Annotated in this window: 24 protein-coding genes and 1 pseudogene; 17 read left to right on the top strand and 8 right to left on the bottom strand. The window is 40.3% G+C overall.

Annotation, left to right across the window (positions count from 1 at the left end; translation table 11 throughout):
* Positions 1-149: 149 nt before the first annotated feature.
* The 4 genes from ACT3RM_RS09500 to ACT3RM_RS09485 all read left to right on the top strand — a co-directional run bounded on the left by ACT3RM_RS09500 (position 150) and on the right by ACT3RM_RS09485 (position 4,108).
* Positions 150-995 carry a MurR/RpiR family transcriptional regulator gene (locus ACT3RM_RS09500; protein ID WP_441835131.1) on the top strand — a complete coding sequence of 282 codons (846 nt, stop codon included), beginning with the start codon at positions 150-152 and terminating at the stop codon, positions 993-995.
* Between the two features lie 208 nt (positions 996-1,203).
* Positions 1,204-2,064, top strand: a complete 861-nt coding sequence (locus ACT3RM_RS09495) for a carboxylate/amino acid/amine transporter (RefSeq protein WP_441835130.1) — start codon at positions 1,204-1,206, stop codon at positions 2,062-2,064.
* 33 nt (positions 2,065-2,097) lie between these two features.
* Complete coding sequence (locus ACT3RM_RS09490) at positions 2,098-3,324, top strand: glycerophosphodiester phosphodiesterase family protein (protein WP_441835129.1); 1,227 nt, start codon at positions 2,098-2,100, stop codon at positions 3,322-3,324.
* Between the two features lie 49 nt (positions 3,325-3,373).
* Positions 3,374-4,108, top strand: a complete 735-nt coding sequence (locus ACT3RM_RS09485; RefSeq protein WP_441835128.1) for a dienelactone hydrolase family protein — start codon at positions 3,374-3,376, stop codon at positions 4,106-4,108.
* On the opposite strand, the gene ACT3RM_RS09480 is transcribed toward ACT3RM_RS09485, so the two are convergent.
* Positions 4,105-5,016: a LysR family transcriptional regulator gene (locus ACT3RM_RS09480; RefSeq protein WP_441835127.1), complete on the bottom strand. Its 912-nt coding sequence runs from the start codon at positions 5,014-5,016 to the stop codon at positions 4,105-4,107. The genes ACT3RM_RS09485 and ACT3RM_RS09480 overlap by 4 nt on opposite strands.
* A 128-nt stretch (positions 5,017-5,144) precedes the next feature.
* Between ACT3RM_RS09480 and ACT3RM_RS09475 the strand changes: the two genes are divergently transcribed.
* Together ACT3RM_RS09475 and ACT3RM_RS09470 are read left to right on the top strand one after the other, a co-directional pair.
* Positions 5,145-5,840 (top strand): type 1 glutamine amidotransferase domain-containing protein, encoded by a 696-nt coding sequence (locus tag ACT3RM_RS09475; RefSeq protein ID WP_441835126.1) that lies wholly within the window; start codon positions 5,145-5,147, stop codon positions 5,838-5,840.
* 82 nt (positions 5,841-5,922) lie between these two features.
* Positions 5,923-6,519, top strand: a complete 597-nt coding sequence (locus ACT3RM_RS09470; RefSeq protein ID WP_441835125.1) for a rhomboid family intramembrane serine protease — start codon at positions 5,923-5,925, stop codon at positions 6,517-6,519.
* A 63-nt stretch (positions 6,520-6,582) separates the two neighbouring features.
* Here ACT3RM_RS09470 and ACT3RM_RS09465 read toward each other — a convergent pair whose 3' ends face one another.
* Both ACT3RM_RS09465 and ACT3RM_RS09460 read right to left on the bottom strand, forming a co-directional pair.
* Complete coding sequence (locus tag ACT3RM_RS09465; RefSeq protein ID WP_441835133.1) at positions 6,583-7,605, bottom strand: endonuclease/exonuclease/phosphatase family protein; 1,023 nt, start codon at positions 7,603-7,605, stop codon at positions 6,583-6,585.
* Between the two features lie 130 nt (positions 7,606-7,735).
* Positions 7,736-8,110 carry an STAS/SEC14 domain-containing protein gene (locus ACT3RM_RS09460; protein ID WP_441835124.1) on the bottom strand — a complete coding sequence of 125 codons (375 nt, stop codon included), beginning with the start codon at positions 8,108-8,110 and terminating at the stop codon, positions 7,736-7,738.
* Positions 8,111-8,232: 122 nt separating this feature from the next.
* Here ACT3RM_RS09460 and yghU point away from each other — a divergent pair, with 122 nt between their 5' ends.
* From yghU to ACT3RM_RS09430, 6 genes are all read left to right on the top strand, one after another.
* Positions 8,233-9,072, top strand: coding sequence for a glutathione-dependent disulfide-bond oxidoreductase (gene yghU / locus ACT3RM_RS09455; RefSeq protein WP_441835123.1), 840 nt, complete (start codon positions 8,233-8,235; stop codon positions 9,070-9,072).
* Between the two features lie 281 nt (positions 9,073-9,353).
* Complete coding sequence (locus ACT3RM_RS09450) at positions 9,354-10,667, top strand: DASH family cryptochrome (protein ID WP_441835122.1); 1,314 nt, start codon at positions 9,354-9,356, stop codon at positions 10,665-10,667.
* A 2-nt stretch (positions 10,668-10,669) separates the two neighbouring features.
* Positions 10,670-12,145: a deoxyribodipyrimidine photo-lyase/cryptochrome family protein gene (locus tag ACT3RM_RS09445; RefSeq protein WP_441835121.1), complete on the top strand. Its 1,476-nt coding sequence runs from the start codon at positions 10,670-10,672 to the stop codon at positions 12,143-12,145.
* 10 nt (positions 12,146-12,155) lie between these two features.
* Positions 12,156-12,293, top strand: coding sequence for a DUF2256 domain-containing protein (locus ACT3RM_RS09440; RefSeq protein WP_441835120.1), 138 nt, complete (start codon positions 12,156-12,158; stop codon positions 12,291-12,293).
* Positions 12,272-12,400 carry a hypothetical protein gene (locus ACT3RM_RS09435; protein WP_441835134.1) on the top strand — a complete coding sequence of 43 codons (129 nt, stop codon included), beginning with the start codon at positions 12,272-12,274 and terminating at the stop codon, positions 12,398-12,400. Before ACT3RM_RS09440 ends, ACT3RM_RS09435 begins: the two co-directional genes overlap by 22 nt.
* A gap of 14 nt (positions 12,401-12,414) precedes the next feature.
* Entirely contained in the window at positions 12,415-12,843 is a 429-nt protein-coding gene (locus tag ACT3RM_RS09430) for an OsmC family protein (protein ID WP_441835119.1), read from the top strand.
* Positions 12,844-12,949: 106 nt separating this feature from the next.
* Here the strand turns inward: ACT3RM_RS09430 and ACT3RM_RS09425 are convergent, their stop codons facing one another.
* Entirely contained in the window at positions 12,950-14,437 is a 1,488-nt protein-coding gene (locus tag ACT3RM_RS09425; RefSeq protein WP_441835118.1) for a dipeptidase, read from the bottom strand.
* Between the two features lie 183 nt (positions 14,438-14,620).
* Here ACT3RM_RS09425 and ACT3RM_RS09420 point away from each other — a divergent pair, with 183 nt between their 5' ends.
* Positions 14,621-14,803 (top strand): DUF2986 domain-containing protein, encoded by a 183-nt coding sequence (locus ACT3RM_RS09420; protein ID WP_441835117.1) that lies wholly within the window; start codon positions 14,621-14,623, stop codon positions 14,801-14,803.
* Positions 14,804-14,836: 33 nt separating this feature from the next.
* Here ACT3RM_RS09420 and ACT3RM_RS09415 read toward each other — a convergent pair whose 3' ends face one another.
* On the bottom strand, positions 14,837-17,011 hold the full coding sequence (locus tag ACT3RM_RS09415) for a TonB-dependent receptor (protein ID WP_441835116.1): 2,175 nt from the start codon (positions 17,009-17,011) through the stop codon (positions 14,837-14,839).
* A 436-nt stretch (positions 17,012-17,447) separates the two neighbouring features.
* On the opposite strand from ACT3RM_RS09415, the gene ACT3RM_RS09410 reads away from it, so the two are divergent.
* Entirely contained in the window at positions 17,448-18,650 is a 1,203-nt protein-coding gene (locus ACT3RM_RS09410; protein ID WP_441835115.1) for an MFS transporter, read from the top strand.
* Between the two features lie 54 nt (positions 18,651-18,704).
* Here ACT3RM_RS09410 and ACT3RM_RS09405 read toward each other — a convergent pair whose 3' ends face one another.
* Complete coding sequence (locus ACT3RM_RS09405; protein ID WP_441835114.1) at positions 18,705-19,421, bottom strand: DUF1499 domain-containing protein; 717 nt, start codon at positions 19,419-19,421, stop codon at positions 18,705-18,707.
* 210 nt (positions 19,422-19,631) lie between these two features.
* Between ACT3RM_RS09405 and ACT3RM_RS09400 the strand changes: the two genes are divergently transcribed.
* Positions 19,632-19,853 (top strand): hypothetical protein, encoded by a 222-nt coding sequence (locus tag ACT3RM_RS09400; RefSeq protein ID WP_441835113.1) that lies wholly within the window; start codon positions 19,632-19,634, stop codon positions 19,851-19,853.
* A 32-nt stretch (positions 19,854-19,885) separates the two neighbouring features.
* Here ACT3RM_RS09400 and ACT3RM_RS09395 read toward each other — a convergent pair whose 3' ends face one another.
* Positions 19,886-21,238 (bottom strand): magnesium transporter, encoded by a 1,353-nt coding sequence (locus tag ACT3RM_RS09395; RefSeq protein ID WP_441835112.1) that lies wholly within the window; start codon positions 21,236-21,238, stop codon positions 19,886-19,888.
* A 63-nt stretch (positions 21,239-21,301) separates the two neighbouring features.
* On the bottom strand, positions 21,302-21,388 hold the full coding sequence (locus tag ACT3RM_RS09390; RefSeq protein WP_441835132.1) for a hypothetical protein: 87 nt from the start codon (positions 21,386-21,388) through the stop codon (positions 21,302-21,304).
* A 196-nt stretch (positions 21,389-21,584) separates the two neighbouring features.
* Between ACT3RM_RS09390 and ACT3RM_RS09385 the strand changes: the two are divergent.
* Both ACT3RM_RS09385 and ACT3RM_RS09380 read left to right on the top strand, forming a co-directional pair.
* Positions 21,585-22,109, top strand: a pseudogene (locus ACT3RM_RS09385) (phytase); the annotation flags it as partial.
* A 244-nt stretch (positions 22,110-22,353) separates the two neighbouring features.
* Positions 22,354-24,393 carry a prolyl oligopeptidase family serine peptidase gene (locus ACT3RM_RS09380; protein WP_441994840.1) on the top strand — a complete coding sequence of 680 codons (2,040 nt, stop codon included), beginning with the start codon at positions 22,354-22,356 and terminating at the stop codon, positions 24,391-24,393.
* Positions 24,394-24,535: the final 142 nt, after the last annotated feature.

Raw genomic sequence — 24,535 nt, 5'->3', positions numbered from 1 at the left:
GTCTTAAATAACTATTCCTACAAATAAAAAAAGTAATTTACTTAACTATCAGACAGGTAGACTTTAAAAACGAAGAAGAACCTAATATCGGTATAAAGCCATTTGGAATAATGATATAAATATCAAAATTACATAAATAAGCGAGTAATATGTCTACATTTGTCAAAATAAAAGCCTTACGCCAATCACTTTCAAGTAGCGAGGCTAAACTAGCAGATTTCACATTAAACTCTGCTAACGCTATTAGAAACTTATCTTCAGTAGAACTTGCAAAGGTTGTCGGCGTGAGCCAATCGAGCGTAGTTAAATTTTCTCAAAAGCTTGGCTATAAAGGTTTTCCAACCTTTAAACTTGCCGTAATTGACGCACTTAATAATGAAACCACAGAACCAAAATTACATGGTAAAATCACTTTAAGTGACTCATTAGAACAGATAGCTGAAAAACTATTAAGCAGCAAATTAGCCGTACTCACTGAAACCAAAAACTTGAATGAAGCCCCTGCTATTGAACAGGCAGTAAGTTTATTAAAAGCATCAAAACGCGTACTTATATGCGGCCTAGGTGGCTCTGCACTTGTATCGAAAGATTTCTCTTATAAGCTGCAAAAGCTTGGCATGCCCGCAGTGGCAGAGCCTGATGGTCACGCACAACTTGCTTACGTGTCAACCTTCAGCAAGGGGGATTTAGTTATCGCAATTAGTGAGTCAGGGGTTACTCGAGAGATTGCTGAAGTTGTGAAGCAAGCGAAAGAAAATGACTGCCATGTTATTTCTGTAACTAAGTTTGGTAATAGTCCTATTGCCGATCAAGCAGATGTAAGGCTTTATTCAGTCGCTGAAGAAGAGTCAGTTCGGTTGTCGTCTATTTTAGCCCGCACAGCGCAGGATTTTGTAATTGATATTTTATTTATCGCGCTCACACAATCAAGCCGCCAAGGTCGTAAGCTACTTGAACACTCAAACGATGTAGTAAGTGACTTTAGAAATAATTGAATTATCAGTTAATGAAGACCATCCCCATTGGTCTTCATTCTATATCTATATGGCCTTCTCCAATTTGTTATTTTAACAAAGGAATAACTATTTTTTGCAATCAACGCCTTGCTTAAATCGCTTTTAATTCTAACTGAACTCGCATCTTGAGGTGCTTAGGGTATATAGTCAGCTTTTATTAAAAATATTTAGAAGTATTAAAATTATAATGACCTATCTTTTTTCAGTTACCCTGCTTTGGGCTTTTTCGTTTAGTTTAATTGGCGTGTATTTAGCTGGGCAAGTTGATGCCTGGTTTAGCGTATTAATTCGCGTAGCACTGGCGACACTGGTATTTTTACCATTTTTAAAATTAAAACATATTCCCAAAGCTATTATTATTAAACTCATGCTGATTGGCGCAGTGCAGCTTGGCGTTATGTATAGCTTTTACTATCACTCATTTTTATACCTAAGCGTGCCTGAAGTACTGTTATTTACAGTAATGACGCCGCTATACATTGCTCTTTTAAATGATGCGCTTGAACGACGTTTTAACCCACAGTTTTTATTTGTTGCACTACTCGCTATTGTTGGTGCTATCGCCATTCGATATGAAGGAGTAGATGAAAACTTTATTTTTGGTTTTTTGCTAGTACAAGCCGCCAACCTATGTTTTGCTATTGGGCAAGTCGCTTATAAGCGCTTAATGAGTAATAGCGCAATTCCCCAAAAAGCCGTGTTTGGCTGGTTTTTTATCGGTGCGCTAATTGTTGCAAGTATTTGTTTTACGCTATTTGGTAATACAAACAAGTTGCCAAATACGCTTACACAATGGGGAGTTTTAGTTTACCTTGGCACTGTTGCATCAGGACTGGGTTATTTTGCCTGGAATAAAGGCGCCACACTTGTCAATGTCGGCGGACTTGCCGTAATGAACAACTTACTGATCCCTGCGGGTATTTTAGTCAATGTAATGATTTGGAATCGTGATGCCGACCTTTTAAAACTCAGTGTTGGCGGAGCTATTATTTTACTGGCGCTGTTATTAAATAAGTATTTTAATAGAAATGCCATAAATGAACCGTAAACTAGAATAATGAGACTTGGCTGTGGGTTATTTATGAAGTTATTAGTTTGTACGTTATTTATCATATTGCTGAGCGCCTGTAGCCAAACGCCAAAAAGTACCAACACTCAAGTAGGTACGCGGCCTTATTACCTAATCAACAGCATGCAACAAAGCGCCCTTAAAACACAACTACAAGCATGCAGCGAGGGGCCTTTTTATCGTACTGACTTTTCGGTGGCTCACCGCGGTGCCCCCATGCAATACCCTGAACACACAAAAGAATCCTATATTGCAGCAGCGCGAATGGGCGCAGGTGTTTTGGAGTGCGATGTAGCCTTTACGAAAGACAAAGAGTTGGTTTGTCGACATTCGCAATGTGATTTACATACCACCACCAATATTTTAGCCGTACCTGAACTTGGAGCAAAATGCACCGTGCCATTCAGCCCTACCAAAAACGGCCAACCCGCTCAAGCAAAATGCTGCACCAGTGATATTACTCTGGCTGAATTTTTAACGTTAAAAGGTAAAATGGACGGCGCGAATAACCAAGCAACCACAGTCGCTGAATATTTAAATGGTACGCCCAGTTGGCGTACAGATTTATACGCAAGCAATGGCACATTAATGAGCCATAAGCAAAGCATTACCCTATTCAAACAGCTGGGTGTAAAAATGACCCCTGAGCTTAAATCACCACAAGTAACCATGCCGTTTAATGGCTTTACTCAAGCACATTATGCACAGAAGATGCTAAATGAATACTCAGAACAAAACGTGCCGAGTGAGCACGTTTTCCCGCAATCATTTAATCTTGATGACGTAAAATATTGGATCGAAAACAATCCAGAGTTTGCAAATAACAGCGTATATTTAGACGGTCGCGACGAAACAGCGAATATTGTTCCTAATAACCCCAAGACCTGGCAACCGAGTATGGCAGAGCTTTATGCTGACGGCGTACGTATTCTTGCGCCACCAATTTGGATGCTATTAGCTGTTGATGACAATCAAAAAATCATACCATCAAAATACGCACTTGCTGCTAAAGAAGCCGGGCTAGAGCTGATTACGTGGAGCCTTGAACGTTCTGGGCCACTTAATAATGGCGGCGGTTATTATTACCAATCAATCGCTGATGTGATAAATAACGACGGTGATATGATGGCGGTGGTTGATGTACTAGCAAAAGATGTGGGGGTAATGGCGATATTCTCAGACTGGCCTGCAACGGTAAGTTATTACGCCAGTTGCATGAATATGCCAAACAGTGAGTAATACGTAATGCTTTGCTATGATAAGCTAATTTTTCCTCTAAAGGCGCATTATGATTATTCAGCACCAAAGCCATGATATCGAAACAGCAACGGGTACTATGCGTACCAGTGTTTATCGTCCTCAAGCAGACGGCCAGTTCCCGGCTATAATTTTTTACTCTGAAATTTTCCAGCAAACCGCCCCCATTGCACGCAGCGCTACGATTTTAGCCGGTCACGGTTTTGTAGTGTTCGTACCTGAAGTGTTTCATGAGTTAAACCCTATCGGAACTGTGCTTGCTTACGACGATGAAGGTAAAGACAAAGGCAACGCGGATAAATGGGCAAAGCCACTTGAATCCCATGACAGTGACACCCAAGCGTTAATCGATTTCGCACAAACACAAAACTATTGTACTGGCTCAGTGGGTGTAATGGGCGTATGTATTGGTGGGCATTTAGCTTACAGAGCCGCACTAAATCCAGCAATTAAAGCCGCATTTTGCCTCTACGCCACTGATATTCATAGTGACAGTTTACCCGCGGGAACTGACAATAACTCATTCGAACGTATGGCCGATATCCAAGGTGAAATTCACTTTGTTTGGGGTAAACAAGACCCCCATGTACCAAAAGAAGGCCGCGCTAAAATCTATCAAAAAGCAGTCACAACGGGCATTAACTACCAATGGCAAGAAGTTAATGCGCAGCATGCCTTTATGCGTGACGAAGGCGAACGTTACGACCCCGCCCTGGCAATTTCTATGTATCAGCAAGCAGTGGCGTTATTTTCTCGAACGCTTTAAAGCCTAGTGCTGACTAATTGCTTAGCAAAATAGGCTTTAAGGAAATCAATCAATACGCGGAGTTTTTTGCTACCTGCTGCACCTGGCGGAAAGACTCCATATAACTCAATATCTGGGGTTTGATAATCAGCTAATATTATAGCCAGCTTACCGTTTTGTACTTTTGGCCAAGCATCGTAAAGTGGTACTTTTGCTATGCCGTGACCCGCTTCGACAAAAGCAGTGCGTGCAGCTGCATTATTGGTACTAATAGAGCCTTTAAGGTCGACGCTATAGCTTTTATGGTCTTTATTAATAGTCAACGCTCGGCTACTGCGCTGATAAATAACCCATTGATGCTTTGCAAGTTCAGCTGGTATTGTTGGTTTTCCTGCACGGTTAAAGTATTCAACCGAGCCACATAAGCAAGTTTTGAGTGTAGCAAGCTTAGTGGCTTGTAAGCTCGAATCATCAAGTGCGACTCCACGAATAGCTAAATCAACACCTTGCTTGATAATATCAACGACTTCGTCCGTTAGCGCTAAATCAATATCTATTTTAGGGTAAATAACTTTAAACTCATTTAGCGCCGGCACTATTAGCTCAAGCCCGACGTTAACCGGACAACTGAGTTTAATGAGTCCTTCAGGTTCATTTTTAATATTTTCTATTTGCAGGTTAGCGGCCTCAGCATGTTCGGCAATTAATCGACAACGTTGATAATACTGGCTTCCGGCTTCTGTCAGCGTCATGGTGCGCGTTGAACGGTTTAATAAAGTAACATGCAGTTGCTTTTCGAGTTTTTTTAGATGATAGCTCACTACAGCGCGCGATAAACCCAATTGCTTTGCTGCTGCGGTTAGGCTGCCTTGTTCAACAATCTGCGCAAACACCACCATACTTTTAAGCTGTTCAAATGATACTTTCATACTTACCTCAACAAATTCACAACTAATTGTATCAATAATTAAACCAATGTAGTTAAATTTATCTGCGTTGTTAGATTCTATTAAAAGCCCTATAGTGTAATTAATCGTTTAGAAATTAAGGAACAGTAATGACAGCTAAAAAGATTTTAATGGTATTAACCTCTCATGATGAACTAGGTGACACAGGCCATAAAACAGGCTTTTGGGTTGAAGAGTTTGCCGCCCCTTACTATGCATTTATTGATGCTGGTGCAGATGTGACGCTTGCATCAGTAAAAGGTGGCCAACCACCAGTTGATCCAAATAGCGCAGCACCTGACGCCGCAACAAAAGCGACTGAGCGCTTTGATAACGACAAACCAGCGCAAACATTAATGGCTAACACGCAGCCGCTAAGCGAAGTTAATGCAAGCGACTTTGATGGCGTATTTTACCCTGGCGGTCATGGTCCTTTATGGGATTTAGTTGATAACTCAGATTCAATTTCATTGATTGAGGACTTTATTAAGAACAACAAGCCTGTTGGTGCAGTCTGCCACGCCAGCGCAGTGTTGATTAATGCTAAAAATAGCGATGGTACTTCAATTGTATTTGATAAAAAAGTCACCGGCTTTAGTAACTCTGAAGAAGAAGCGGTACAACTTACAAACGTTGTACCATTGCTTGTAGAAGACGTACTGATCAAACACGGCGGCCAATACCAAAAAACCGATGATTGGGGTGAACTTGCCCTTGAAGACGGTTTGCTTATAACGGGGCAAAACCCTACAAGCTCGGAACTTGCTGCACAAAAGCTACTTGCTAAACTAGGGCAATCGATTTAAATTTACATACCCAAGCCTTGTTGATTGCAGCAAGGCTTTTCAACTATGATACTCACTGCATGTATTTTAATTAAGCTGATGTATGATAACTCAAAAACATAAATTAAAACTCCCTCCCTTTGTCAGCAAACGTTTTGCTATTTTAAGCATTGTCGCGCTTTGTACCTTTTTACAACTGGTAAACACCCTACCCGGCATTAACTTAAATTCCTTAGGGATTTACCCACGAAATATATCAGGCTTGAGCGGTTTAATATTAGCGCCTTTTTTGCATGGTGGCTGGGCGCATTTGATCAGTAACTTAATTCCATTTTCTGTACTCGCCTGGCTGGTATGCCAATACAGTATAAAACGTTTTTGGGGGGTATTTATATTTACCGCTCTTGTCGGCGGCTTATTAGTGTGGTTATTTGGCCGCGCAAATATTCACGTTGGTTTAAGTGGCGTGGTATATGGCTTGTGGGGCTTTTTAATTAGTTATGGCATCATTCATCGCTCATTAAAGGCAATTGCTATAAGCATTATTGTGATTGTGTTATACAGCAGTTTAATATGGGGCGTACTACCTAAAGGGCTGTATATTTCGTTTGAAAGCCACCTATTTGGCGCAGTCGCTGGTATTTTGATTGGCTATTATTTAGCAAAAAATGATAGAAAAAATGAAAGCCGCAAGATCTAAAGTTACACTATGAAAGTGGCTGAGTCTTTCGTTTCTCGGTTATAAGATTACTTGCAGTTAAGACTAACTTCTCAACTGCAATGTCACTAACACCACTGCATGATCAGTGCTTTGGTCATCTCGTTCAAATACTGAGTTGATCAAATGACGGTCGTAGGTATGGTAATCGCTAACTTCATAAAAGCTATCATGGTAGCCTGCATCAAACTCACAAGACAGCAGAATATAATCCAGCACTGAGCTACTTGCACCAAAGTAATGTGTTGGCGCACGCTTTGGGATTGCAACTTGCTGGGTGCACTCACTCTCTTGCCCTATAACTTTATTGAGCTGGGATTTTACAAATAAGTCCCAGGCATCATTTAAGCAATACTTTGAAAGGTAGGCGTTACAATCAAAGCTGGGGGCAAAACGCAGTGAATCAGTAAGTAAATGGCTGAGCACACCATCGTTTAAGTTATTATTAAAATCGCCCATTAATAACATTGGGTTTTGGCTAGCTTCGCGCCGCGCAATTATTTCAACCATCAGTAATGTTGCTTCACTACCGCGCTGTATAGTAGAGGCAAAGCCACCTGCAATATTGGCTTTTAAGTGTTCGATAATATTTTTCTCAGCAGTGGCTACCTTACTTTCTGCAAGGTCAATCATCGAGCGCTTAGATTTAAAGTGCACAACATAACAATCTGTCTCACCAATATGTGGTAGCTCTATTGTTGCTCTGAGTACCTTGCGACTAAATAAAAATTCAGCACTAAGTCCAAGCGCTTGTGCAAATTCAATATTATGTTGGACGGCCGCCACTTCAGTAATAGGAAAGCGTGAAGCAACTGCTACTACTGGGCGCTTATAAATAAAGTCATCTATAATTTCTGGCTCATCAACCACTGCAAAATGGATATAGCCCTCTTGATACAAAAGCGCTTTTAACGAATCAGCGCTAAACACTTCTTGAAAACCAATTACATCAGGCTGATATTCATTTACATAATCAACAATCCAGCGCTGCTTTTTGGCCCACTGCTGCACACTATAAATACGTTCAAATTCATAAAAAGCATTGGGCGGCTCAAGGTAGTTAAACAGATTAAAGGTCGCTATTTTAAGCTGAGAGTTTTTTACCAAAACAGCTTCTAAATCACTTTTTGTTTGGGGTTTACTATTGCTGATAACACTCGCCTACTAAAAAGGTAAGGAAATAATTATAACTCATTTATTATCGGTGCAACCACTCTAAGGCTACTTGCCTATCTTCAAAGTATTTTAATTCACCTGTAGTGAACCAGTTTCCCACTTTAGCAGCGATTTTTTGCCATTTAGCATTACCTAACAAAGCTATTTTGCTAAAGTTATTGTTATGTTTAAGACTTAGTTTTAAATCATCCCACGCAGCTTGAGCTTCAAAACCTTGCAACTCGCTTGCATCAACAAAAATGTTCATTATGGCATCCGGAGCTGAATTTAATGCGCCGTCAATCATAGGCGCTAGTTGCAGGTAGTCTGCATGCGTTAATTTACCAACCACTTTAAGCGTTAAATAAAAATTATGGCTGGTACGTTCAAGTCCAATTGTTAAACCATGGTTGCTCATTATCATTTCCCTTATAGTGGATTAAGCTTTAACTTTACTTCCCTTGCTGTAAATGTTCAATTAGGATGAAGAACCCGTAAGTAATTATAAAATCGATTTAAATTGCAATAAGGACAATCTCCATGAGTAACAGTGAAAACTATATCCCTCCTAAAGTTTGGCACTTTGACGCTGACAATGGCGGTGAATGGGCGAAAACCAATCGCCCTACAGCCGGCGCAACCCACCAGCAGGATTTACCCAAAGGCGAACATGCATTACAGCTTTATTCACTTGCAACTCCTAACGGCCAAAAGGCCACTATTATGCTTGAAGAGCTATTAGAGCTGGGTAAAAATGATGCCGATTATGATGCGTTTTTAATTAAAATTGGTGATGGTGACCAATTTTCATCAGGCTTTGTAAATGTTAATCCGAACTCAAAAATTCCTGCATTAATGGATCACAGCACCACACCAACCACACGAGTGTTTGAATCTGGTGCTATTTTGCAATATTTAGCTGAGAAGTTTAATGCTCTCATCCCAGAAGATCACACAAGTAAAACAGAGTGCCGTAATTGGCTATTTTGGCAAATGGGTTCAGCGCCTTATTTAGGTGGCGGCTTTGGTCATTTTTACGCATATGCACCTTATAAAATGAAGTACCCTATTGATCGATTCACATTAGAAGTTAAACGCCAACTCGATGTACTTAATCGCCATTTAAGCGATCATGACTATATGGCTGGGAGTGAATATTCAATTGCTGATATCGCAATTTGGCCCTGGTATGGCTCGTTAGTACTTGGCGATATATACGATGCGGGTGAATTTTTAGACGTTGAGTCTTATACTCATGTGCTGCGCTGGGCAAAACAGATTGCACGTCGTCCAGCTGTAAAACGTGGCCGTAGAGTTAACCGCACTTGGGGCGATGAGGACGAGCAACTCGCTGAACGTCATAGTAAAAGTGATTTTTAAGCTAACCTAATAATTTTTAAGGGCTGCACCGCAGCCCTGACTTTTTTATAGCCAAATAAAAGAACATACAAGATCGACAGATGGCGCTAAAAGCGGCTTATTTAATGCGTTTGCAAAATTATCGCTATTATATACCGACAAAGCATTTGGCTACTTTGAACACGTATAGATCACTTTACTTCAGATTGAAAAATAAAAAGTCATAGGTATTAAACGTCTTCACTGTTTGCCACGTATTGAGACACATTGAATGAATACAACGGCAATGACAAGTTAATTATATGACACACTCTATATATTGGTTCACCAACGACCTGCGCCTATCAGACAATGCGCTTTTAAAACGCGCGTGTGAGCAAAGCTCACCAATCAGCTTTATTTATTGCATTGACCCTGACTGGTTTAGAGGCAACCGCTTTAACTGCCAAGCTCTGGGCGAACAGAGGTGGGCTTTTTTAGTAAAGTCACTACATGAATTGAACAACCAGCTAAATGCACATGACCAGTACTTAATTGTTTATTTTAAATCGCCGCTGGAAGTGATTGATCATTACTACTCTCATCATAATACGCGTGTAATATACTGTAGCGACCAAGTTGGCTTATACGAACGGCAATCACTTACTACAATCACTGATAAATACAGCGACATTACACTTAAACAAAGTAACACATTTACCTTGTATGACATGCATCAACTACCCTTTGATCTTAGTGAACTGCCTTCAACATTCAGTAAATTTCGTAAAAAAGTGGAGTCATCCAACCTATCGATAACATCACCGGTTGAAAGACCGAGCTATTTTCCTGCGCCGTTAATTGCACCAGTACCTTGGCCTAAATCTTTACCTAAGGTTAAACAAGTGTACTGTGAGTTTGATGCTGGCGAAGTGGCCGCTAAAAACCATATTGAACAGTACTTTTCAAGTCTTGCACCGAGTGAATACAAACTTACGCGTAATGCCCTTGATGGCATCGCTAATTCAACTAAGTTCTCGCCTTGGCTTGCCAATGGAAATATATCTGTGCGCCAGATAATGCATGCGGTTGGCGAGTATGAGCAAAAAAATGGCGCGAATGAATCCACCTACTGGATTTACGTTGAGCTACTTTGGCGCGAATACTTCCAACTTTATAGTTTACGCTTTGGCAGTAAATTATTTGCCTTTGACGGCATAGCTTCAACCAGTCCACTGACCAGCTTTTATCCTGGGCGCTTTAAGCAGTGGTGCACCGGCACCACTGCCTACCCCATCGTAAATGCGTGTATGAAACAGCTCAATCAAACGGGTTATATGTCTAATCGTGGCAGACAACTTGTTGCTAGCTGCTTAGTCAATGAGCTCAGTGTCGACTGGCGCTTCGGCGCGGCTTATTTTCAACAACAACTGATAGATTATGATGTCGCAGCTAATTGGGGAAACTGGCAGTACATAGCTGGAGTGGGCGCTGACGCCCGTCCGAATAGACACTTTAATTTGCTAAAGCAAAGTCAAATGTACGACCCTAACAACGAGTTTATAAAAACATGGCAAGGCGATATTACAGCACCAATCGACTCCCTCGACGCGGCTGATTGGCCGCAGAGTAGTTAATTATGCGTTCTGAAATTAACCTTGTTTGGTTCAAGCGTGATTTACGCTTATCAGATCATCAACCACTAAAAAATGCTTTTAATAGTGACTTACCTGCACTGTTAATATATAACTTTGAGCCGCTATTGTTAGACGATCCTCATTATAATCAGCGTCACTGGCGTTTTGTATATCAATCAATTCGCGATATGAATGAGCAATTGATTCGCTTTAATACACAAATTTATATTTTTAACTGCTCGATGCAAAGTTTAATTGAGGCATTGACACAGCAATTTGTCATAAACACTCTTTTTAGCCACCAAGAAATTGGTCTAAACAATACATTTACACGAGATAAAGCAATACAACGCCAGTGTCATGAGCTACAAATTAACTGGCAAGAATCACCGACTGGCGCAGTAATTAGGGGCAAAAAGAATCGTCACCAATGGAATGAAAAGTGGCAACAGACTATGCAAAGTCCACTGGCAACTCCTAACTGGAAAATCGCTACATTTATAAAGCTTAACAACTACGTCCCCCCCGTCCTGCCGACATCATTTTATGAGACAGATGAGCTATTTCAACAAGGCGGAGCAAGACTTGCCCAAAACGTAATGACCAGCTTTCTTAGTCAGCGTGGGCAGGGTTATCAACGGGGTATTTCAAGCCCAAGTTTAAGCCAAACACACTTTTCAAGGCTCTCAGCGCACCTAGCATGGGGTAACCTAAGCCTCAGACAAGTTAACCAAGCAACCATTACAGCTTATCAGCAACAGAAATCAGATTGGAAGCGGCCACTAGCGGCATTCATTTCACGCCTGCATTGGCACTGCCACTTTATGCAAAAATTTGAAAGCCAGCCAGATATGGAATACTTAGCAGTAAATAGCGGTTATTACTCATTTCCTTATCGTTGTGATGATAATGTTGCTAGTGACTTAGCGTGTTTTATTGAAGGGCAAACAGGTATTCCCATTATTGATGCTTGCATGCGCTGTTTAAAACACACCGGATATATTAATTTCCGCATGCGCGCAATGCTAGTAAGCTTTGTAACTCATCATTTAAACATTAGCTGGCAACAGGCAAGTTTTCCGTTAGCTAACTATTTTTTAGACTTTGAGCCTGGCATTCACTATCCGCAAGTTCAAATGCAAGCTTCTGTTACCGGTATCAATACAATTCGTCACTACAACCCAATTAAACAGTCAGAAGAAAAAGATCCAACAGGAGTGTTTATAAAAAAGTGGTGTCCTGAGCTAGAAAAGCTACCTATTGAATATTTACACCAACCCTGGCGACAAACACCCATGGAAGCGCTATTTAATGACTTTAAAATAGGCGAAGATTATCCAACGCCTATTATTGATTTAAGACAGGCCTCTATAGCTGCCAAAGATCGCTTATGGCAATACCGTGAACGCAAAGAGGTACAAAAAGCGATACCTGCCATTATTAAAAGACATGTTAACGTTTCAGTCACTAAGAACTAGCAGGCGAAGCATGGCACATAAAAAACTTACCCTCGCAAAGAAAACCTGCCCTGTTTGCAAGCGTCCTTTTGCATGGCGAAAAAAGTGGCAACGTGATTGGCCTAATGTTATGTACTGCTCACACCGATGTCGCCAACGGGGGATATAAACCTTGGCGTTAATATTGCACAGCATTCGTTACATCAGCAGTTTACGCCTATTCGTATCTCAAAATATGAAAGGCTTGCACTGCCACTGCAAACTTTACAAGTATAATCCAAGGAGACATTATGACGATTAAAAAATCAGCATCAGCAAATTGGTCTGGGGATATAAAATCAGGCAAAGGATTAATTAGCAGCGAAAGTGGTGTATTGAATGAGCAACCTTACGGCTTTAATACTCGCTTTGAAGGAAAAACAGGTACCAATCCTGAAGAGTTAGTGGCCGCAGCGCACAGTGCATGTTACTCCATGGCGTTGTCGCTTGCGCTCACTGAAGCCGACTATGTTGCCGACGACATTAAAACCACCGCTGTGGTGAGCCTTGATGAAGTAGATGATGGTTTTGAAGTAAGCCATATAGCATTAAATGTTGAGGCTAAAATTGACGGCATTTCACAATTGAAATTTGATGAGCTTTGCCTGCACACCAAAGAGGGGTGCCCTATTTCAAAGCTCATGAATGCTGAGATATCATTAACAGCTAAGCTCAACTAATTATTTGTAATAACCAATATGCCAAGCCATTTAGGCTTGGCTGTTAGCGCATTAACCAATCTGTAAATACCTTTAATAGCACAAGATATAGACTAAATTAAAGCCATTACATATTACCTAATTTTATCATCATCGCGGTGTACATTTTAAGGTTTAACTTAAGCTGCTCAACGGTTATAAACTCATGCTCTGAATGACCTGTATATTTTTTGCCAGGCATTGAGGGGCCAAACGACACTGCATTATCAAATAATTTGGCGTTAGTACCACCACCAATAGATACAAAGCTTGCCTGCTCATCACCAGTATAATATTTAAAAATATCAAGCAATGCTTGGGCATGTGGAGCGTTATCAAGCAACATCGGCGTACCGATAACAATTTGTGTATCTTTTAGCGTCACTTGATTTGTGGTTTGCCACTGTGTAAGCGCTGTGTCTATTTGTTGCTTCAGCGTATTCTCATCTTTACCCATTGGGCGGCGCATATTGACCGATAAAGTAATTTCATTACCATCACGCTTTAATACTGTTGGCGATACCGTCATTGGTCCCATAAAGTCATGCTCATAAGCAATCGCACCAAATTTTTGGCCATATAAGTCAAGGCCAATAAGTTGATTTATAAACTCAATAGCTTGACCATCACTATTACTTTCAAGCTCGATACCTTTGAAGACCTCAGCTAAATGTGCAATCGCATTATATCCTGCTTCTGGCTCTGATGAATGAGCTGACGTACCTTTCACTGACACTTCAATACCTTGGCTAACCTCAGTGACAGCAACTTTGACATGCTTAAGTGCCGCAATATTAGCATTAAGGGTCTTAATATCAGCATCGGTTGCGTTATGAAGTATCACACTTGCATCCTCAGGTATTTGGCTAACAAATGCGCCCCCTTTTAAGTCGCTCACATACACGCTAGTTTGCGCTGATGTGGCGTAAAATGTAGGCGCAATTAAGCTCCAGCCTTTTTCAGCAACCACTACCGGGTATGACGCATCAATAGTGACCGCATATTTAGGCTGCTGGTAGCTTTTCATAAATTCTTCAAGCGGCCCCCAGTCGGATTCTTCAGCTAGGTAAATCATTAACTCAATACGATTATTAAGCTCAATGCCTTGATCTTTAATTGCTTTCATCGCATATAACGCCGTGACAATAGCGCCTTTATCATCTTCTGTACCGCGGGCAATTAATTTGCCTGGCTCTGAAGTACTGTCAATTTCAAATGGACTTTGCTGCCATTTACTAGCATCGGCCGGTTGTACATCACCGTGCGTAACAACGGTCACTTTATCGCTTTGTTTACCCATACCAATAAGTACGGTATACCCTAAGTCTTGGTAGTCTAGACCCAGCTCTGCGGCTTTCATTTTTAATAGCGCTTTAAAGCCAATAAAATCAGGGTTAGTTGGTGTAGCAATGCCTTCTTTATTAACTGTCGGGTATGAAACTAAATTAGTTAGGGTATGGATTTGCGCATCTTGATACGTTTTTACCGCATATTCTGCTGTGGTGTCATTGAAGCTATTATTAGCCTGAACGTTTACAGCCAATAATGCCAAACTTGCTAAAACAAACTGTTTCAAAACGAGTTCCTATTTATATTGAGAGAACAAACTTAAGCGGTAAGTTTAACGCTGATCTAAGTCAACATACTAGCATTGTACCTAACAGTGTCATTATTTTTTGAGCAGAGAATAATTAGATGGCTAATAACACTCGTTACACTGTATAATATACCACCATTTTTAACTGTATAAGTTATCATCATGAATCGCAGAAAAAAGATCATCACTAAATTTAACAACAAAGATAAACGCACTAATGCGAAGCTGCATAAAAGCAACAAGCCAGCTTACGTATCAAAAGCTGAGCGCGAAAAAATAGCCTTAGCAGCCACAGAGTCAACCGAAACAAATGACGTTAACCCTGAATCAACCCTTTTCAACTAAGGATTTTCGCTTTAATTATAAAGACGCAATACGTTAGAATGCGAAACTCATACCCAGATTAACCGAACGTCCCTGCCCTGCTAATTGAGTAAACCCTTGGCTCTGATCCACATTAAATTGCGCGATACTCACGCCACCTAGTGGCTGTTGGTAGTATTCATTAAGTAAGTTTGTTACACCAAGTTTAACGGTTAGCTTATCCCACGTACCTTTCGTCTGTAAGTTTAATAAGCTATAGCTATCTGTTTGATTTTCGAGACGACGAGGATCAATACGTGTTTTACTATCAACCCACTCCCAACTAAGTGAGTTCTGCCAATTACCAATTTTCTGAGCTAGTGCTAATTTACTATGTAATGGCATAATTTGATAAAGTGGTTCATTACTATCATTACGTTCACCATGAGTACTGGTAATAGCCGCCGTTAAATCCCATATACCTGCGCTTTTACTATCGCTTACACGTACAGCCGCTTCAATTTTTCCACCGTATAAAGTAGCGTCTAAATTAGTAAACTGGAGCGTATTTCGCTGCGTAATGGCCATTTCAGTTCGGTTAGTGCTATCCACAACCGTGCCATCAATATAGTCATTAACTTGGGTATACCAAACATTGGCGCTTATCTGCCAAGTATCATCTTTCGCTGATTTAGTATAACTACTGCTGAGTGTATGTGCGGTTTCTGCTTTTAAATCAAGGTTACCAATATAACCGTTACCATCACCAAACCAGCCAATCATGCTGGTTGACATGGTACTCACTCCCCAACTGTAGCGTTCATATAAATTAGGGGCCCGATTTTTACGTGCTAAGCCAAATTCTAGCTCATCTTCATTAGTTATTTGATAGCGGACGAGTAGGCTTGCATCAACTAATGTATCGCTGCGTTCTCTATCCATAGCATTAAATGCCATTGCTGCATCTTGATTTTGGTCATCCATCATCATCGATGACATGTCGTCCATATCCGACATATCACCCATTGAATCCATATTAGACATATCGTCCATGCCGCCATCCATGGTCATATCGCTATAAGGTTTTACTTCGCCAGCATCCGTCTGCACATATTCAATTCGTGCGCCCGCTGATACCCACCACTTTTTATCTAGCTGCTTTTGTAACTCCGCAAAAGCGGTGTAGCGATCGCGTTCACCATCATTTATATTTACATAATCATTTGGTCCCATCATCATTGAGCCTTCAATCGCAGGCCACCAATCATCAATGCGATAACCAAAGTATTCTTGTCCTAATAATAATGTAGTATCTTTATCGAGTTCTAAACGCCAGTTAAGTTGATAACTCATATCTTGCGCATCGGTATTCATCGGCATCATGCCTGTCTTTTCCGCCGTGAAAAACCCCATTTCGTGCTTTACATCGTTATAGTTAATCTGAGCTTGGAACTCACCGCTTTCGAGAGTGCGTTTATATTGGCTGATCAAACCGTAACTGGTGTTATCAGTCATATCCATATATTGGTTTGGAAACCCCTGAAACGGTATTTTTTGGTGCGTTAATTTAACAACTAGTTGTTGCTTTTTATCTCTTAAGGCAGCTGTTAATGCATGGTTTTGGGCGCGATATAAGGTATCTAATACAAGATCCCCGTTACCATCCTCATAACTATCAGCGTCTTCGTATGCGCCTTGATAGCTTAAACTGAATGTGTCACTGGCAACACGAGCGCCAAGCCCCATAGCTTGCGCGTTATTAATACTACGATATTGTGCAGAAACATAACCCGAATGCCAGCTTAATGAATCACTATCACTGTACTGAGGTGCTATAGAATTAACACTGATCACCCCTGCAATATTGTCACCACCAGCACTGACAGGTGAAACACCTGCCACTACTTGATATGAGGTAATTTGATTTGCCGATATATAAGACAAAGGTGGGTTCATTTGGTTACCGCATGCCGCCGTAATATCGGCACCATCCACCAACACCTTGACTCTATCACCCATCATGCCATTAAGAATAGGTAAGCTCGAAACGCCACCAGCTGCCGAGAAATCAACGCCTAAGTCACTTAATAACGAATCAGCAGAACCTAATAATTGGTGGTTATTTTGCGTATGGCCTTCAACTTCAATAACTTCGATGGAGTCATCGGCTAATAATGAACTTGAAAATAATGTGCTCAATACAACAGCGATATGAGTAACTGAAAAACGTGCTAAAAAATCTGAATTCATAAACTTAAACTCAAAAGGCTCAATGATTTAGCAATTATATAATGACGAGGAGTGACTTTAAATGTGACAAATTGTCGCAGCTATAAAAGCAGCCTATGCTAATTAGTAAAATTAACCGGCGAGTAATTTTATATGAAATGTTATTCTTTTAGGTTACTTAGCGCAAAGATCTGCATTTACTTGTACTACTATTAGAAGCACGGTAAATGTAGCTTGAAACATGGAGTCATAATTAGTTTTTATTTATTAACATTCCAGTAAAATCAACAAGTGGAACGTTCCTAATTGATTCACCTTAACTCGCTTTAATACAAGATCCTGAAGTATTTTTAGCATATAATGCGGCTTAATTTATTCTCCTTGCAGTTTTCTGCATACCAACTATTCATCCAGCTTCTTTCGCTGTTAAATACATCATTCTTTACAAGGGTTATCTATGTCATCGCATCCTAGCGCCGCTGATAGTTCAATTAGCACCGCTGCTATTTTGTTAGTACTTGCACTCGGCACTTTTATTTTGGGGTTATCAGAGTTTTCCATGATGCCTATGCTACCACTGATCACCGAGACATTTTCTGCAACACCAGCGCAAAGCGGATATGCCATCAGCGCATATGCACTCGGCGTTGTTGTGGGCGCGCCAATTCTAATGCTCACTACCGCAAATATTCGTAAGCGCAAAGCTTTATTGATATTTATAACCATGATGTTTATAGCAAACGGTTTAAGTGCACTTGCAACGTCATTACAGCAGCTAGTTATATTTCGCTTTTTAAGTGGACTGCCTCATGGCGCATATTTTGGCGCCGCTATTTTACTTGCCGCAGAAATAGCACCATCAGGTAAACGAGCTAGCTTTATGTCTAAAGTATTTATGGGACTCACAGTAGCAACCATCGTTGGTGTGCCTGTTGTAACATTAATAGGCCAAAACTTTAGTTGGCGATATTGCCTAGCTGGTGCTGCGGCACTTGCTTTACTCGCATTATTTTTAGTTTATAAAATAGTACCTAATAAAGAAAACCTACAACCTTCAAATATTATTAATGAAATGGGTGTACTTAAAAATAAACTCGTTTGGTCAGTTTTGGGTATCATAATTATTGGCTTTGGTGGGGTATTTTGCATCTATACCTATATTGCCGATACAATTTTAGTGGTCACCCACACACCAGCGTATACTATTTCAATCGCAATGATCATGTTTGGTATTGGTTGTACGCTAGGCAATTATGTACTTGGTAAAGCAGCTGATCACTCTCCACTTTACACCACTGGTTTTACTCTAATATGCGCAATAATTTTTGCAGCGTTATATGTCAGTGCGAGTGGACATATTTGGCTAATGTATCCGGTAGTCTTTTTTATAGGCTGCAGTGTTGGTCTTGGTACGGTTATTCAGGCAATGCTGATGGATATTTCCCCTGATGGACACGCTATGATTGGCGCTTTAGTACAATGTGCTTTTAATGTTGCTAACGCAATCGGGCCATGGGTAGGAGGTCTTGTAATCGCAAATGGCGCATTACCTAATAAAACAGGTTATGTCGCAGCAGTATTATTTACTGGTGGATTTATTATGTGGCTTATCAGCGCATTACAAATAAGCAAACAAAAGTCTACCGCTGCTTCTTACTAGTAACAATGACTCAAGAAAACCCAGTTAGCTAAACTAGCTAACTGGGTTTTCGCTTTACTTTAAACTAAGTTCTTTATTTAGTTCATTAATAAACACTTTAATACGCTCTGCATTTTTACCTAAATCACTTTTACCAACGCGTGACTTACTACGGATATCTAGCTCGCTGGCATCCCCTCTACTGCTAACTCTTACCACCACATCATCTTTAAAACCAAACCATACAGTTGCGTCTGTAGCTTCTATAATGCCTTGTTCAACATCATAGTTAACTAGCTCCCAACCAAGTGCATCTACGGCATCTTTTGCTACGCGAAAGACATGTTTTGAATTTTCTGTGTAGTGTAATGTGGTTAGTTCTGGGTATGCTTTTAACTGCTGTGCTGCTGTTTTAGCGCCAGCGTATTCAACAGGGTTTGGTGCATCTAAGCGCAGCTTAGCTATCGCATTAAACTCAGGCGGGGTAACTACATCAGTTGAAATATCATGAATCGGCGGCACACTTTTAGCTTTGCTCATAATACTTAATGGCATGGTAATAGCCATTAATGCAAAAATAGTACTCATACCAGCTAATCGCCAATTAACAGTGCTGCGCATAAAAATCACTTGCACAATTAACAACAAAATCACTGCACCGCCAGCATAAACACCATAGCGAATAGCAGCAAACGCTGGACCTAGATCTAAAATATTAAACTTATATAAGGGCCCAGGTATCACAACTAATAAAATAGCCAGTATACTGACCAAACTAACAAATTTTTTCATTTTATGCTCTTTATTATAACCGTTTAAATTAAAACCACTTACGCCTTAGTGCACCTTAACGAGAGTTAAAGGTCGAGACAAAATAACATTACTAAATTAAAAATAATAACGATCACCTCATATAAGCTTCTTTTTTGCAAAACTGTCACTTGTATCTTGAAATAGTTTGCGTATATTTGCAAAGCATATGCTGTCACTTGGTATAAATAAATGAACACAGAAATTCGCTACCAATTTAATACCTCACAAATAGCTAACCGCTTTTTAAACGAACTTAAAAATTGGTCGGTTGCGAAGGTGAATGCACGTTTAATTAATGGCGCAAAAGCGGTAAAAATAACCTACCTTTTTGATGGTAAAGGATTTGACTATACCTGCGCTGAGCTAGACGACTTGGCCGCTAAACATCAGGGTGAAGAAATCAGCAAGTGATTACAAACATCACTTGCCTTAACAACTCGCTTTTATAAAAGAAGTAAACTACCCAACCCTAAAAAGGTAACAAAACCAACAATATCAGTTACCGTGGTTAAAATAACAGACCCGGATAACGCCGGATCTATTTTCATTTTGTCGAGCACTGAGGGGATCACAACCCCTGAAATAGATGCCACAATCAAGTTTAATAATATAGCGACAGTAATAGTTATGCAGAGCATTATATCGTTAAACCAAAAATTCGTTAGCACACCAATCACTAACGCCCATACACACCCATTTACAGCCCCTACGCGTAATTCTTTTTTAAGCAAGGCCTTGCGGTTAGAATCAGTAACCTGACCAAGCGCTAAACCACGTACTATAACGGTTAAAGTTTGACTACCGGCTATTCCGCCCATAGAGGCAACAACAGGCATTAATACAGCAAGCGCCACAACCTGCTCTATAGTTGCGCCAAATAAACCGATAAACCACGAGGCTAAAAATGCTGTTACTAAATTAATGCCGAGCCAAATACCCCGGTTTTTTGCTGACTTTCTAACGCTTGAGAATAAATCCTCATCCTCACGTAAACCACCCGCTTTAGCAGCCGCTTCATCGGTAACTTCTTGGCGTAATTCGTAAGCTGAAGATACTTTTAAACGGCCAAGCAATTTATTATCAGCATCTACCACCGGCATTGCCATTTTTTCGCTGTGAATCACCACTTCAGCCGCTTCGTATAAGTCATCATCAGCATGCAGTGAGGCGACCTCTAAATTTGCATACTCTAACAATGAAGCTGATTCTGCGGCTTTTAATAAGTTATTTACACTCACCTCTCCAATAAGCGTGCCTTTTCGACTAACTAAATAAATCACTTCGGTAAACTTTGGCAGCCCTTTGTGTAAGATTTTTTGTGCGCCACCAACGGTCAGCTTTTCTGACACTTTTAAAGCATCAAAATCAAGCCAGTGACCCAACTGTTCTGGATCAAACTGCTGCGCTAAATCGTATTGTTTAGTTTGTACTTCATCAAGTTGCCTGCGTGCATAATCAACAAAGTGCTCAGGTATAACCTCTTCAAGCTCAAGTAACTCTTCAACACTCACTTCATCTAAAAGCTTAAACCCCTCAGCTTCATCAAGAGTTTGTAATAGCCAACGACAGCTATCAGCGCCCAGATTGATAAAAATTTCATGCTGAGTGTCTTCATCAAGTAGTTGCCAAATTTCTAGTCGTTGCTCTTTTGGCAACGCTTCGAATAATAACGACAAGTGCTCAGTGGAGAGTTTTTCTTTAGCATCCGCTAATAACTTATTCTTTCGTGTCGTGGTATCACACTGTAATAGCTCATCAATAAGCTGAGGGAGTTGATCAACAGGATACTCAATCATATTAAAAACTCGATAAAAGATAGTAATAACATGAGTCTAACTTAGCGTGACTAAAATTGGCTATTATATTTTTAACTGACTTGGTGTAAAACCCGTCCAGCGTTTAAATGCACGGCGAAAATTAGGTATATCATAAAACGCTAAACGCATCGCGACTTGCTCATTACCTTGCTGCCACCCAGTAAATGCAGAGCTTTGGGTTTATTTTGTTCACCTTGTAATTGCGAATAACTCACTCCGTGTTGTTTTAACTTACGTTTAAACGTAGCTGGGCTCATTGCAAAGTATTGAGCACTATTGGCAAGGCTGTTGTTTTTATCGTAATAAATACGCTTACAAACCGCTTCAACAATATAAACTAACGGGTAATAAAGCGAATTTAAGCGGCGAGTTAGTCAGAGAGTTTACCTTCCAAGCCAACCTGAAGGCTGTAGTGCTGATGATAAACGCGGCCAATTATTTGCCGGCGAAGAAGATCAAGGTATTTGGTATATCGATGCTGAACCCAATACTGGTAACAAAGCGCTCATGCTACAAGGTGTAAATGAGCAACTTGTTGCTGATGTTGAAGGCATGGAAATTTATCATGCTGGTGATACCCGCTATTTAGTCGTATCAAGCCAAGGCGATAATAGCTATTTGCTTTATAAAATATCAGATGATACACAGCCTAAGCTTTGCAGGTAAGTTTAATGTAGCCGCTAACCTAGATAAAGGGATTGATAGCGCAGGTGAAACGGATGGTTTAACCGTTACACCCGCTGCTTTACCAGGCTACCCTGAAGGCACGCTTGTAGTACAAGATGGTTATAATCGTATGCCGCTACAACCACAAAACTTTAAGATTATTGACTGGCATGAAGTAAAAAAGCCATCAAATAGTTTAAATAGAAAAAATACCGATTCATTGCGGCACTTTTTGTTTTCAAGCAGTCATGGTGCTCATTTGTAAGTAAACGCTAACAACCTTTCTCTATATACCCTAAAATATCGTCATTAACAGTTTTGTATGTATTGCAATTTAACTTAAGGACGAGCTCATTAATCTCAATTCTCTTGCTCAAGAAATTTTTGCCCCTTAGGATGATGTTTTATTATACAAAAAATGAAAAACTATGAAATTAAATGCATTACTTACATTAAGCTCGGCGCTGCTCTGTGCGTCTTACTCCGTACAACTTTATGCAACTGACACTTTTACTGCCGAAGACATTTTCCAGCTAGAGTATGTTAACAACCCGCAAATAAGCCCTGACGGTAAGAAAATTATCTACCTAAGAAGTGGTTATGACATCATGCAAGATGCTGCAAAACGCAGTATTTGGATGTACGATGTTAAGCAAAATCAACATTACCCATTGCTCGCTGATGAATATAATTATGGGCAACCTACATGGTCTCCTGATTCTAAAAAAATCGCATTTACGTCCAACAGAAGCGGAAGTAATCAACTTCATGTTTATTGGTTAGAGCAAGACAAATTAGCTTTATTAACACAGCTACCTAAATCAATACGTAGTTTAAGTTGGTCTAATAATAGCGACAACATTGCATTCACAATGAATGTGCCTGCTGGTAAAACAGACTTTGTAAAGTCAGTTAAATTACCTAAAAAGCCTAAAGGGGCCGCTTGGTCAAAACCCGTAAAGGTTTATGAAAAAGCCCGCTATCAAGCGGATGGTTCTGGCTATTTAGAACCAGCCTACCGTCATGTATTTGTTGTACCGGCAAATGGCGGCACAGCAAGACAATTAACAACGGGGAATTACCAGCATTATGGGCCACTTGCATGGTCTCCTAATGATAACAAACTCGCTTTTTCATCAGATCAGCATGTTGATTGGGAATATCGCACCACTGAATCTGATTTATATGAAGTTGATATTAATCAAGGTACCTATACCCAATTAACTCAATTGCCCGGTCGAGAGTTTCGCCCTACTTATTCAGAGAATGGTAAAAAAATTGCTTTTCTTGCCCGTGATAACGCCCCCGTTCCCTACGTAAATTACCAGCTCAATGTCATTACTAAAAGTAATAAAAAAATTGCCAACATAAGTAATAACTTTGACCGCTCAGTTGCTGATTATAAATGGTCAGGCAATGGTGACTTTGTTATTCAATATGACGATTTTGGTAAGCGCAAACTGGCAAAGTTATCATCCAAAGGCAAAGTAACTGATCTTGTGGATTCGCTATCGGGAACTTCTATCGGTCGCCCGTATATTAGTGGTAGCTTTAGTCTCGCAAAAAATGGCGCGGTTGCATATACCCAAGGTAGTAGTCAACGTCCAGCTGATTTAGCGTACTTATATAAAGGAAAAAGCAAAACTTTAACCACTTTAAATGAAGACTTACTAGGTCATAAGCAATTGGGTGAGGTTCATGAGTTAAATGTTAAGTCTTCATTTGATAATGAAAGTATTCAAGGCTGGTATATTACCCCACCTAACTTTGATAAAACTAAAAAGTACCCTTTATTACTTGAAATCCACGGTGGCCCACACTTAGCTTACGGACCTAGTTTTACAGCTGAGCTACAACGATACGCCAGTGAAGGTTATGTTGTTGTATATGTAAATTACCGAGGTTCTACTAGTTACGGTAAAGACTTTGCTTTATTACTAGATGGAAAATATAGCTCAAAAGAAGATTTTGCCGATCACGACTCAGCGGTTGATGCCATGGTAGCCAAAGGGTTTATCGATGAAGAAAACTTATTTATAGCAGGTGGCTCTGCAGGCGGCATTGCTGCTGCATACGCAATTGGCTTAACCAATCGCTTTAACGCCGCTGCAATCACCAAGCCGGTCATTAATTGGCTTAGTAAAACGTTAACAGCTGACAGTTATATCGGCCAAATTCGCAATCAATTCCCTGGTATGCCTTGGGATCATGTTGAGCATTATTGGCAACGTTCTCCTTTGTCATTAGTAGGAAACGTTACAACACCTGCTTTGCTTATGACAGGTGAAGAAGACCGCCGTACGCCTATTTCAGAGTCTGAACAATTCTATCAAGCTCTCAAGTTACAAAAAGTAGACTCCGTACTTATTCGTGTACCTGGTTCTCCACATGGTATTGCAGGGCGTCCATCTCGTATGATCTCTAAAGTAGAACACACGCTTGCGTGGTTTGAACAATATAAGAAATAATTAATCTATTATCAAGGCTGCAAGCAAGCTTGCAGCCTTTTGATTTTAGCGAGGGAATACCCCTTACTTGCAATCAATGTCTTGCCTAAATCACTTTTAATTCCAACTGAAACTCGCATCTTGAGGTGGTTGGGTATACTCC

The organism is Pseudoalteromonas sp. AOP7-A1-14, from assembly GCF_052376275.1.
Taxonomy (GTDB): Bacteria; Pseudomonadota; Gammaproteobacteria; order Enterobacterales; family Alteromonadaceae; genus Pseudoalteromonas.
The sequence above is the reverse complement of the archived record's forward strand: the minus strand, read 5'-3'. Positions and strand labels throughout refer to the sequence as shown.